The sequence below is a fragment of the Stenotrophomonas sp. YJH_SMC_25 genome (assembly GCF_059369595.1).
This window is the reverse complement of record NZ_JCAFSV010000003.1, coordinates 234,308-246,404: the sequence shown is the minus strand read 5'-3', so window position 1 is coordinate 246,404 and position 12,097 is coordinate 234,308. Positions and strand designations below refer to the sequence as shown.

Annotated in this window: 9 protein-coding genes, 1 tRNA gene and 2 pseudogenes; 6 read left to right on the top strand and 6 right to left on the bottom strand. The window is 58.7% G+C overall.

What is annotated here, in order from left to right:
* Positions 1–34: 34 nt before the first annotated feature.
* Positions 35–454 carry an H-NS histone family protein gene (locus AC5P7E_RS05950; protein WP_005411175.1) on the bottom strand — a complete coding sequence of 140 codons (420 nt, stop codon included), beginning with the start codon at positions 452–454 and terminating at the stop codon, positions 35–37.
* A gap of 118 nt (positions 455–572) precedes the next feature.
* Here AC5P7E_RS05950 and AC5P7E_RS05945 point away from each other — a divergent pair, with 118 nt between their 5' ends.
* A complete protein-coding gene (locus AC5P7E_RS05945; protein WP_005411176.1) occupies positions 573–965 on the top strand; it encodes a DoxX family protein in 393 nt (130 codons plus the stop codon).
* A gap of 16 nt (positions 966–981) precedes the next feature.
* Here the strand turns inward: AC5P7E_RS05945 and AC5P7E_RS05940 are convergent, their stop codons facing one another.
* From AC5P7E_RS05940 to AC5P7E_RS05920, 5 genes and pseudogenes are all read right to left on the bottom strand, one after another.
* Positions 982–2,757, bottom strand: coding sequence for a serine hydrolase domain-containing protein (locus tag AC5P7E_RS05940; RefSeq protein WP_231347380.1), 1,776 nt, complete (start codon positions 2,755–2,757; stop codon positions 982–984).
* A gap of 61 nt (positions 2,758–2,818) precedes the next feature.
* Positions 2,819–3,460 (bottom strand): hypothetical protein, encoded by a 642-nt coding sequence (locus AC5P7E_RS05935; protein ID WP_111188971.1) that lies wholly within the window; start codon positions 3,458–3,460, stop codon positions 2,819–2,821.
* A 176-nt stretch (positions 3,461–3,636) separates the two neighbouring features.
* Complete coding sequence (locus AC5P7E_RS05930) at positions 3,637–5,049, bottom strand: UvrD-helicase domain-containing protein (protein WP_114618246.1); 1,413 nt, start codon at positions 5,047–5,049, stop codon at positions 3,637–3,639.
* Entirely contained in the window at positions 5,042–6,640 is a 1,599-nt protein-coding gene (locus tag AC5P7E_RS05925; RefSeq protein WP_235648903.1) for an ATP-dependent nuclease, read from the bottom strand. The genes AC5P7E_RS05930 and AC5P7E_RS05925 overlap by 8 nt, the downstream gene beginning before the upstream one ends.
* A gap of 24 nt (positions 6,641–6,664) precedes the next feature.
* Positions 6,665–6,799, bottom strand: a pseudogene (locus AC5P7E_RS05920) (AAA family ATPase); the annotation flags it as partial.
* A 323-nt stretch (positions 6,800–7,122) separates the two neighbouring features.
* Between AC5P7E_RS05920 and AC5P7E_RS05915 the strand changes: the two are divergent.
* From AC5P7E_RS05915 to AC5P7E_RS05895, 5 genes and pseudogenes are all read left to right on the top strand, one after another.
* A tRNA-Ile gene (locus AC5P7E_RS05915) sits at positions 7,123–7,215 on the top strand.
* Between the two features lie 351 nt (positions 7,216–7,566).
* Entirely contained in the window at positions 7,567–7,860 is a 294-nt protein-coding gene (locus tag AC5P7E_RS05910; protein ID WP_114618248.1) for a hypothetical protein, read from the top strand.
* A gap of 176 nt (positions 7,861–8,036) precedes the next feature.
* Entirely contained in the window at positions 8,037–10,430 is a 2,394-nt protein-coding gene (locus tag AC5P7E_RS05905; protein WP_162792509.1) for a DDE-type integrase/transposase/recombinase, read from the top strand.
* Positions 10,427–11,437, top strand: a complete 1,011-nt coding sequence (locus tag AC5P7E_RS05900) for an AAA family ATPase (RefSeq protein WP_114618250.1) — start codon at positions 10,427–10,429, stop codon at positions 11,435–11,437. Before AC5P7E_RS05905 ends, AC5P7E_RS05900 begins: the two co-directional genes overlap by 4 nt.
* A 6-nt stretch (positions 11,438–11,443) precedes the next feature.
* Positions 11,444–11,896: pseudogene (locus AC5P7E_RS05895) on the top strand (TniQ family protein); the annotation flags it as partial.
* Positions 11,897–12,097 lie beyond the last annotated feature (201 nt).

Below are 12,097 nucleotides of genomic sequence, written 5' to 3'. Positions count from 1 at the left end.
TGAAAGACCCGGGCAGGGTAGCAGTGCTGCAGCCTCATCCCTTCTTGATGACAGTCCGCTTGCCGATGGTGCTGGTCTTGCCAGCGGTCGGCCTGGCCAAGCCAGGAATCAGGAAATCGGTGGCCTTATGGCCCATCGACACCTTGGACGCCAGCCAGCGCGGCATGCGCCCGCGACCGGTCCAGGTCAGGCGCTTGTATTCCGGGTCGCGATACTTGGGCGCGACTTTGCCGGATTTACGGCGGGTGGGTTTGCGGGCGGGCGCAGGTGTTTCCGAAGCTTCGCCACCGAAGAGTTCTTCGAGGGTGTAGCCGGCTTCGGCCGCGGCAGCCTTCAACATCCGCCGCACCGCGCTGGCCGGACGGCGGCTGGAAATGAGCTGTTTCCGCTGTTCAGCGGCAACCACCAAGGCGCCCAGCTCCCGAAGGCTGAGCGATTCAATATCGATCATCATGATGGAAAGGTGTCCTGCGGCCGGCCAGCTGTCAAGCCGCCTTGCCCGGTACGTAGACACGGGCTTCACTGCCGGTGGGCTCCGATCGCCTTCGGCAGCCATCTCCGAGGACTTCGACGTGAGCAACTCATCGCATTCGCTCGCCTACCTGCTTGCGCGCATCCTGCTGATGGCACTGTTCCTGGTGTCCGGCATCGGCAAGCTCGGCGACCTCAGCGGTACCCAGGGCTACATGGAAGCGATGGGGGTACCCGGCATCCTGCTGTGGCCTACCATCGCCTTTGAGATCGGCAGCGGCCTGTGCATCCTGCTGGGCTTCCAGACCCGGCTGGTATCGATCGTGCTGGCAGGCTTCAGCCTGGTCACCGCCTTCATCTTCCACCACAACGTTGGCGACCCCACCCAGCAGATCATGTTCCTGAAGAACCTGGGGCTGGCCGGTGGCTTCCTGCTGCTGGCCTGCACCGGGGCGGGGCGCTACAGCATCGATGGGCGTGGGCGGCGCGGATGATGGCGGCATGCCGCCATCATCCCTGGCCCACGGGCTGGACGCGCTGCAGACGCAGGTTGCGCCATGTCGGCTGGGAGCTGCGGAAATCCACCGCTTCGCCATCGCTGGTGAACAGCAGGCCTGGCTCCACTTCAGTGACCAGGCGGATGCCATCGATGTACAGCCAGCCCTGTCGCTGCTCCAGCACAACGGACATCGACGGTTTCCCCCATTGGTCGATGCGATAGCGCCCCAGCCAGGGTCGCCAATGGGACGCCTGCGGCCCGGTGGCCCCATCGATGGGATCGTTCTGATCCAGGCCATCCTCGCCGTTCGTACATTCCAGGTGCGCCGGCAGCCTCTCCGTCGCCGCATGGTAACGGTACGTCGCAACCTCTCCATCGGTGTCCGCAGTGAACAGCTGGTCGCCGTCGATGGCCGCAAACCGTCTGCCCACAGCTTGCGCCCCACGATGCAGTTGCAGTTCACCGCTTCCGGCAACCACGATCTTCGCCTTGCCGCTGCGCCCTATCCAGTCTCCCGCCATCCGCTGCATCTGGTCCTGGTTCAACCTGATCGGCGCCAGGGACGATAGCGGCACACGCGGCTCACGGGGCCCGAAACGCGCCGACAGCAATTGATCGAGCAGACGCTCGCCGATGCCGTACCCCGCGGACGTCGCGCGGTTGAACATCGCGGCAAATCCAGCGTTGGCCTGGCTGCAGTAGGTGAACACGCACCCGAATCCGAAGCCTCCGCCGCGATGGTGAAGCAGCCGCACCGGCGTACTGCCGTAGAGGCGTTCGCTGCGCATTACACCGAGCCCGTAGTCACCGCCCAGGCCGAAACCATGCATCTCGTCCCAGAGACGGGGCTCAAGCAGTTGCTGCGCACCGGATCGGCCGCCACCGAGCAGGAAGCCAAGATACTTCGCCATGTCGGCGGCACTGGTCCAGACGCCTCCCGACACCACCAGCGGTGTCACTGGCGGCACCTGCGCATAGCCCTCCTGGGTTCCCAGTGCCCGACCCTTGCTTGCCAGGTAGACCGACGCATCGGCCGTACTGTCGTGCATTCCCAGCGGCTCGAAGATCCGGCGTTGCAGCCATGCCGGATAGCCAATGCCCGCAACCTGCTCAAGGACATGACCGGCAAGGTCGAAGCCCAGGTTGGAATAGCGATAGCGCGTACCCACCGGAAAGCGCAGCCATGTCTGCGAGATGCTGCGGACGTGCGCATCAAAGCCCGGTGACGCCGGTTCGTAATTGTTGCCCAGCGGCGCCTCGTGCGTGAATCCCGCGCGGTTGGCAAGCAGCAGGCGCAGGGTGATGCGCTCCTGCGGGGAATGCTCGAAGCGACTGCGCACGGTGAACGACGGCAGATAGCGGGTAATGGGCGCATCCAGATCAAGAATGCCGTCCTGCACGGCCAACAGCACCGCCACCGCCGCGAAATTCTTCGAGGTGGACTGGATGCTGAACATCGTACTGGCGTCTACTGCTGCACTACCGTGACCCGACGCGTACCCGAAGCCCTCGAGCCAGCGCACCTGCCCGCCTTCGACCAGGCAGACGGCAGCGGCACCGATGCCGCTGCCTTGCATGGCGGAGCGGATCACGCTGCGCTCCGCTTCGATCAGGTTCCCGGTGGTGACGGTGGGCTGCGCCGCCGTGGCAACACCGGTGGGCATGAGCGTGGCCGCCGGAACAGCCGCAGCATTGGCCAGGAAGGTGCGACGACTGAGCGTACCAGGCATCAGATCACTCCACTTCGGGATGCCGCCATCTTCCCGCCAGCAGAAATGGCGGGGCATGTGTCATTCGGCACAGAGTGCGGTGATCGACGGTGCTGCGCCTTCGCCGGCCGAGCAGGCCTCAGCCCGGAGGGTCCGGCAAGCGGATTCCCTGCGCCGAAACAAAGGCGCGGGACTCGCTCCAATAGGCCTGTGGCGGTTCCCGCAACTCTGGTCGCGCCCAGTAATCGTCGCCATGCAATACGCTCATCACATGACGCCAGCCATCACGCGGATCATGAACCTGAAATCGACCGCGATGATGGCGCGGATGATATGCGTAGTGGCCGAGCGCCTCCTGGCGCGCTTCATCCGGCGAACGACCTGTCTGATGGACCAGCGTCCATGCACGCATGTGGCGCGCATGCGCGAGCGCGCCAAGGTACTCGTCCTCATCCAGCAGTGGGACCCGCTCACTGCGGGCCAGGCACAGTGCGTCCGATTCGGCTTCATAGTCCAGCGATGGCTGCGCCAGTTCCGGGCGCCGGTGCCAATAACCTTCCCCTTCCACCTGCAGCATCGCCCAATGCCAGGGCTCGTCGTGGAAGATCAGCGCGTGCTCGTAATCGCGGCCGGGGCTCTGGTCGGGATAGCGTTGGCGTGCCTGTTCAAGTGCCAGCGCCTCGGGCACCTGTCCATAGTGGACCAGGCACCAGGCAAACAGGTGTCGGCTGTCTTCGATTTCGTTGGTGAAGTCTTCCACCGGGGTATCGGTGCTGGCCATGGTCGATCCCTGTGTGCGGATCAGATGGTACCGACGCTGCAGGTCGCGCTGGGGAGCGATGAGACCTGCTGTGGGCGCAAGCATAAATTGACCACATGCTTACAGCACAAGTTGGCCGCAATGGGGATAGATAACCACCATGGCTGATGAGACATTGAGATGCCTAAGCAAGAACGCTAGAAGCACAGCCGCGCTGAACTAGAGCAGATGATTAGCTTCTTGCTCCCCCGAGTCATCGCGACGTAGAGATTCTGCGCATTCATCCTGTCTGGCTCAAGCACTACGGCAACGTCTGCCTCCAGCCCCTTCAATAGAAGGGTACTACCGACTGACCTTGGCCTCATGATCCGTGGCATATGGCGGAACCGCTCGCGTTCACGCAACGCGGCCTCGCGCAATGTGGTTTTCCCATTCACTGCCCGCAGGGCTTTTGAGCATAGCCGTACAATATCAGGACGAAACGCAAAGACGCCTCTAGCTTGGGCAAAGGAATCGAGCATGTCTGCTGCCGCTCGGTAAGACGTATCCCGCAAATACTTCAGGCAGATTTCCTCAATCTCGCTAGCCCCCACCTTCGCTCTGCCGTTTTGCAGTGAGCGAGCTCGGGCAATCAACTGTTTCGGTGCAAGCCCAACGAGCAGGTTGCCGAAGAAGCCAAGTGCCTGATCCAAGGAGGCTGACCTCGCAGGATCAAACGCAGTCGCGAAATTGATGAAGTCCACCATCTCGTTCGCTTCGACCATCGTTGAACGAGTCCTGCGCGCGATTTCCCATTGGGCTTCCTTACTCCGAGAGTCTGCAATGATCAATGCCGTTCCATCGAACCTAGCCTTGGCCGCAGCTAGGCGCGCTTGGCTTTTCTCGGCTTCCGTGCCCTTCAGTGGGACCCAAACCACGCCCTCTGGTGCTGCAGCGAGGTCGATGCATCCGCCGGCGCGCTCCAAGGCGGGGCGGACTACGTTCAATAGCCAGCCCCCAAGCAGGGGCGATCCTGCGTTTCTCCATCTCCACGGCTCTCGCTTCCAGGGAATGGATGGAAATGTGGTCACAACCTCATTCCGCCAATCGACCACTGGTCCTGCAAAGTCGAAGATGACTTGCAGGGGGTCACCAAGAACAATAGTTGGCAGCAATTTGGCTAACTCTCTCACCATGTCATGCTGAGCGGTGCTGCAGTCTTGATACTCATCCACGACCACTCTGGAGTAAGTCGCCCGGATAACGATATTGGCATGACCGCCCTGCAGTATGCGGACTGCGCCTTGTCGGATGGCCTGATAGTTCGCGCTATTCCCATGCAAGCACAGCACCTCAGGGACCAAACCCGAACGCAGAGGAAAACTCTGAACCAAGCGAATCGCCCAGCTGTCCAGAGTTGCTACTCGTGCTGTGCCACTTGGCAATTCCGCTTTTTTCAAACGCTGTTCGAGCGCGGTCCTGCCGGCATTTGTGTGTGTTAAGACCAACGCAGGTCGCTTGTCGGCAGCTTGGAGTAACGCGGAAGTGATGAGTTGCGTTTTGCCGCAACCAGCAGGTGCGCTGACACTTCCACGCTCAAAAGCGAAGAGATCCAGCTCGCCGTCAGTCATCTGACTGCCTAAATAGCTTCAAGATCGGCGTTCTAAGTTCTGGTTTGGCATTCGCAAGGCCTGGGCCCAGTACTTTCTCGCCCACCTGCTCCATTCTTGCCACCGTCTTGAACCAACCCTTTCGACCAGGGCCCACCTTCGAGTCCTTGGTTGTCAACTTGGCTGCTCTTCCAAGAAGTTCTCGTTCCTCATCCTCGTATGCAGCGTCACCGTTCATTAGCGTCTTCGCAGCGTCTAGATCAAATCTTCCGTGCGAAACAGCCACTAGAGCTCCGTCAACGAGCTCTTCCGAGTTCAAACCAATGGCAAGTTCGATGAGCTCGTCGACGCTGTTGTCTGACAGCCACATGAAAAGCGCCTCCTCTAAAGCCAAAGCGCCATCCCAAGTGCAAACCTGAACGCCCATCGATTCGGCTGCCGTCCTAGCGGCTTGGGGGATTGGCACGTCAGCATCTAGGAATGCCTTGGTGACATAGCCCCACTCTGCAAAGACACGCGCCCTCTCTAAGATATGCTCAGGGCTCCGCCCACCGGCATCCACAAAGGCGGTCGCGCTCGCATACGCAGACTTACGCCCCTTCTTGACACGATATCGGTCCAATCCGCGAAGTAAGCCTACTTCACTTGCTCCCTCGCAAACAATGACTGTCCGCGCAAGGAATGCCTCTGGGTACAGCCGAGCGACCCCTTGAATGGAGTTCTCGCTACTAATCCACCGCATCACATGACGGCCAGTGTCCGCTTTCCGGACAATCGTGAGCTGATCACCCCCTAACTCACGCACGACCACGGCAGAGTGGGTAGTCATGAAGACCTGAAGCGGCGCCTCCTCGTCCTTCGATCCGAGTGAATGCAAGAGGCTGATGACACGATGCGGCTCAAGACCATGTTCAACTTCATCAATCAGTAGACAGCTTGATTCGGAGGACGCCTCCCGATGGAGCGCAGCTAGCAACAAACGTATTGAGCCTGTCCCCAGGCTTCGCAGGGGAACTCCCTCTTCCGAATGCAATGAAATCGCGCCATCTGAGAACGACAAAGCCCGGGCATCAAGTAGCGCTTTGGCTTTGGCTCCGACATTCACACCAGCCTCTTGGGCCTTGCTCGTGACCAATGCCAGAAGCTCGCCAACTCCAGCACTTGCCTTGTCCCCGAACGCCAAGCGTGCATCCCTCGCAGCGACAACGAGCTCCCCTGATACCCCAAGCACCTCTTCTGACAGGCGGGCCAAGACCGAATTTCTGGTCCATGCCAGGTTAGCACTCGAATGGTTGCCAATCCGGCTCGGTGCGAGGATTGCCCGATCTCTCCAAGCCACTTGTCGCTGGTGGGGATTCGACTCCGATCTCTCTGAATAGAGAGATCGTACCGGCTCCAGGTCAGCGCCAACTGTCAGCTGAAAGGTTAAAACGACCTCCCGGCCCTTACCTGGTTCGTCCTCGACCTTTCCCTTCGCCGCGTAGAAGCCACGCAGAACATCTCCATACAGATCGAGATCCATTAGTTGGTCAGGGAGCGCCCCGACCGTCACTCTAATCACAATGGATTTGGATACATCGAGATTGAAGAAGTCCGCGTCCGAAAATTCCATGCCCCGCCGAACTGACATACAGGCTTCAATCGCATCGAGAATGGTAGTTTTCCCACTGTCTCCGGGCCCGATCAGGCAGTTAAATCCTGGACTAGGAGCCCAAACTAGGCGGCGAATCCCGCGGAAACGTCGTATCTCAACGTGCCTAATCTTTGCCATCCCCCCCTCCCGCACTCACGTCAAAGTTGACTACTAGTTCGCCTCGCTGCTCCATTCGACCCGTTGTTCACCAACATCTTCTCGGCGATGACGCGCTCGACGCGGGCAATCTGGGATTTCAGATGCTCCAGCTGGAGGCCCTCAGGCCCATGCTGCCAAACTTGTTGCGCCTGCGGAAGAAGGGCTGCTCGCTTGTGTCGCGCTGCTTGTACAGGGAGGCGGAGCACAACCATCACGGGGCGAAGATGTGCTAGATTCGGTTCATATGAGACGTCCGCTCTACCAGAGTTGCCACCGAATATCGGCGTGATCGCAATGATCACGCCCCTGTAGCTCAATGGGTAGAGCAGCGGATTTATATCCCGTCAGCGCCAGATAAGCGGCAAGTGCCGGTTCGAGCCCGGCCAGGGGCACCACCTGACTAATCCTTAGGGCTGATGCCTAGCGACTCTGTGCCTGCTGAAGCTGCTACCGCTGATGCCTCTCCCTCAGCTCAGCTCACAAATGTTCCAGTCGTTCCTAGCCGCCACTTGAATGCGGCTGTGACGAAGCGCAGGCGGCAGTAGCGAGCCACCCTTGGTGAGTCAGCCTCGCAGAGAGCGCTTAACCGCTGCAGCGCTGGGCGCTAGTACTCTATTACTGCAATAGAAGTAGTTCGCCACAACGCAACGAAAGTTGTTTTTTATCAACAACTTGCCAACATATTTCACTTGCACACAAGCTCCAGACGTGTCTAGGATCATCCAACAAGACCGTCACGAGTGGTCATGGAATTCCAAGCACACACGCAGAGCAACTTGGAGACCTGGCTCCAGCGGGAGTACGGGCTACTGATTGATTCATCTGTGATCGCAAGAATTCTCGGCTACAGAAGCGCCAACTCGTTGGCGAAGGCTCGTAGCCGCGGGGTAGTGTCGATCGACATGTTCCGGCTGCCCAACAGGCAGGGGCTGTACACCTCACCCAAGCACCTCGCCGCGTACCTGCAGGCGACACTTCCGAAGAACCACATCCCTACTGTTGGAGGCGACGATGGACAGATAGCCGCGTCCGGTCGCTGAGAAAACGAAAGCCCCGATTAGCGGTCGGGGCTTGCGTAAAAATGCCATAAATCGCTCACTTGGCATCTCGATCTCAGCACCGCTCCCTACGTAAGTCAACTTCCGTTCGGAGCCTAATGGCGCCGTCACGGACAGTCCTTGCCTGTCATCCAGCTATCAGCTGGCCGGAGGGTCCAATGCTGAGCTCAAAGCAGATAGAAGCGCTATTCGATACTTGGGACATCCCTGCACTCGGACGTGACTACATAGAGCACGTGCGGTCACGCGAGCCGGCACGCCTCGTGGGCTCTGGAAGGACGCGTAACACGCCAGAACGATTCGCCAGCCAACGCATGGGCAGGGTAATCCAAGCGGAGAGCGCCACAGTGGAAGGCGCCTTGGTACGTATGTGTGAATACGACTACGAGATTCTGGAGTACTGGGACCAGCCTAAAGCCGTTCCCTTGGTCATCACGGATCGGCGTGGGCGGCGGCAGCGCACGACTCATACGCCGGACTACCTGGTCATCCGTGCGACGGGCCCAACAGTGGTGGAGTGCAAGACCAGGTCGGGCGCGGAGGCACTAACCAATATCAGGGGGGAGGACTGGAAATTTGATGGAAACGACTTCAGCTTTGAGCCGGCCGTTTCATACTTCTCAGAACTTGGCATCAGCCACAGAGTATGGACCCCGGATGACCGCAGCCAGCTCCGCAGTAGCAACATAGACCTGCTGCTCGCCGTACGGCGATGGCCAAAGAATGACATCGGGGAGAAGTGGCGACTGCGGATAACCCGCTATCTGGCCAAGCGGATGATCGCCAGCATCTCCGACCTACGCTTCGAGCTCCACCTTCCAGATGCGGGCGCCATCCTCCGAGGAATACATGACGGATGGCTGTATGCACCGCTGGACTTGTATCTTCTGTCATGCCCTGAAGATGGCTTGGTTGCCCTAACAGCAAGGGATTTCGAGCTTGGAATGGAAACTCTCGAAGCCTATCGCACAGAGTCATGCAACCCTAGGCGATCTCGATGCATTCCCAACCTGGCCGAAGCATCAATCATGATTGAGCGAAAGAAGGAGCTTGAGGGCATATCCGAGCCCACGCGGTCAAAGCGCACGATGCGGCGCTACAAGGCACTGCTTCGCCACAGCAACGGCGACGTTCATGCACTTCTACCCCGGCCACGGCCGGGGAACCGGCTTCCGCGCTTAACGGCTGACCACGAACGCTTCCTACAAGAATCCATAAGTGCCCACCACGCCAGTCCCGTCGGCCTGTCGGTGTCGGCAAGCTATCTTCTGTACAAGAATGCATTCGATGATAAGAAAGCCTCGGGAGACCTTGCCGAAAGTGACTTTTCAGTATCACTCAACACTTACGCAGGCAGAGTTCGAAGACGTGACCAAGAGAGCCTAGCCTTCGCGGTGGGCGGAAAGCGAGCCGCGAACAGCGCTGCAAATCCTGTTGACCGTCGCCACACGAGTGCTCCGACGAAAAGACCCTTCGAGTCAGCGCAGGCCGACCACTACCTGGGAGACCGCAAACTTGCATTGTGCAGCTCGGGCAATAGGCGCTTCACACAGAGACCTTGGGTTAGCGTTCTGAGAGACTCCTGTACCGGGGAAGTGCTAGCTCTCACAGTTGGATTTCGCGCACCAGGGAGAAAGGTTCTAGCCGAGCTACTAAGAGACTGCGCCAGAAGACATCAGCGACTTCCCGAATCGATTGCAAGCGACTGCGGATCTGACTTTCAGTCAACCTTCTACGAGTCCACGCTCGCGCTGTACGGCGTCCATAAAAAGGATAGACCAAGTGGTGCCCCGAGGTTTGGCGGCGAATTGGAAAGGCTATTCGGGACCCTCAAGACATCTATTCTGTGGCAGCACATTGGATCAACCCGCAATGACATGCGAGGTAGATCAGTCTCACCTTCGCATCGCGGCCATAGACTTGCCGAGCAGGACCTCATTGATTTCTATCACGAGCTTGAAAGTTCCATCTTCGAGCAGCTGAACGTTCACATACGCGGCGAGGGACTGAACTCTCCAGACGTGATCATGGGAAATGGACTAGAGCTTTACCCTATGTCAGGAGTCCCAGTCAGTCTCGACCAAGACTTCCTGGTTGCAACCTCAATCGACGCGCCGAAGCGAATGTATCTGGTGGACAGGTCACGCGGAATCAACGTGCTTGGCAGGTGGTACTGGGGCACAGGGCTAGCCCATTCGTCCAAGCGAAGGGTTGAAGTACGAATGGACTCTTGGGACGAAAACCTAGTCTATGCATGGCTAGATGGAGGCTGGCTCCCATGCCGAAGCCGCGGTTCTCTTGAGCAAGCGATGGATAGTCTCACAGCTAGAATCTGTAGAACCACGCTTAGGTTGGATGGTCGTGCAGAGCTGGCGGAGGCAAGGCACGAAGCTGACCTATCTTTGGCAAGGCACCTTAGTGAGAGGGAGCGCGTGACGCCGTCTGAGCAGCCCACACCTTTCTCGTCAACAGCTCGCGACGGAAAGGAAAATCCTTCTCCTTGTAGCGACGATATTCCAAGCATCGCCATCAGCTGGAACTTCCGGCCATGACCAAGATCGTACCCGCTAAAGCGCTGCATCAACTGGACATCGACCATCCGCGATACCAAGAGGTAGATCGCCAACTTTTCACGCAGTTAGCCATGGGAGCGCCAGGCAGTGTTGTCCTCCTGGTCGGCCCCACCCGTGTAGGGAAGTCACGCCTGGTGCAAAGTGTGGCCCGTCGTCTAGTCCAGAGCCCGATCTCCGACGACGAGCTGCCGGTGATCCTTGTTGAGGCGGCGACTACGCATGGAGGGCGCTTCTCAATGAAACATTTTACAATGCGCGCACTACAAGCACTGCGTCACCCTATGTATGGCGATCTCAGGGGCATCATTCGCCAGAGAGAGTCGGAGACAGAGCTAAGGATCAAGCTCGAGCAGGCGATCATCCATCGGAAGACCCGTTACCTTTTCATTGATGAAGCTCATCACCTACTGCGGACCAACCGTGGTGCACAGGCATCCGACATTCTTGATTCTCTGAAGTGCTTAGCCAACACCACAGACATCATTCTAGTGTTGGCCGGTGGTTACGAGCTGTTCGCGGCAGGGCTTTCCTCTGCTCATCTAAACGGACGAATGAGAGTCATCGAGTTCGGTCGCTATCGACCTACAGGTCAAGACGAGCTGAGTTTTCTCGGGATTCTCAAAGGTTTGGATGCCCATCTTCCTTGGAAGAGTGGAAGTAGTTTGATTATCCACTCTAGCTACATGACTGCCGGGACACTTGGATGCCTCGGGCTACTCCTAGGCTGGGTGAATGCCGCCATGTGCGAGATGCACTCCCGCGGAGAGCGGGCGCTCTGCTTGGAACACTTCAAGGAAACTCGTTATGAAGAGCAGATAGCCCTCATCGCTCGAGAAATTGCTGAAGGCGAGTCCGCAATGAGAAAGCTACCGACGCCTCCCAGCGAGACGAAGAATGGCGCTGACTCGAGTTGCCGCTCCAAGGAACAGAGGAGGCCATTTCAACGGAAGCCCAAGCGGGACCCCGTAGCCCCTGTCAGAAGGTGACCAACCATGGCCGATTACTTCTCCGTTACGCATCTCGGTGCAGGAAGCCTGGAGGTCGAGGGAATCAGCAGCTACCTCGTTCGCATGGCTCGGGCACATGGCTGCAGCCATTGGCAGTTGGCTAGGCACCTGGATGCGTGGTGGGATAGGAACAACTGCAACCAACGGCTGGAGCGACTTCCTAGAATCACCCAGAGTGGAGTGAGAATTCAGCTTTGTGGTGTCGGGTCTGATACCGCAAAGCTAGTTGAAGCACTGGGTGCCGCAACCGGCATCACATCCCTACGATCCGCCACCATCCTGTCGCTCAAACAAGTGATTTCAAGCACATCAATTGGCGCGCTGAAGAGTTCACGTGCATGGTGCCCTGCGTGCTACGCGGAGGATGCGAGAGAACGAGGAGAGGTCTACGACCGTCTTCTTTGGGCCTTGCTTCCAATAACGAGGTGCTCGATTCATAAGACCCAGTTGCTCCAGCGCTGCCCCTCCTGCGAAAGCGCTCAAGTCTACGCTTCAGGCGCTCAACTAGACGAATGCTACGTATGCCGCGCGAGCCTCAGAGCGATCCCCCCTTTACACACGCCTTTGGAGCACCCCGGTTTTGGCGAGCAGCTGTTGCATGAGTTGGTAACAGCCTGCGCCGAGAATCCGAACCTGACT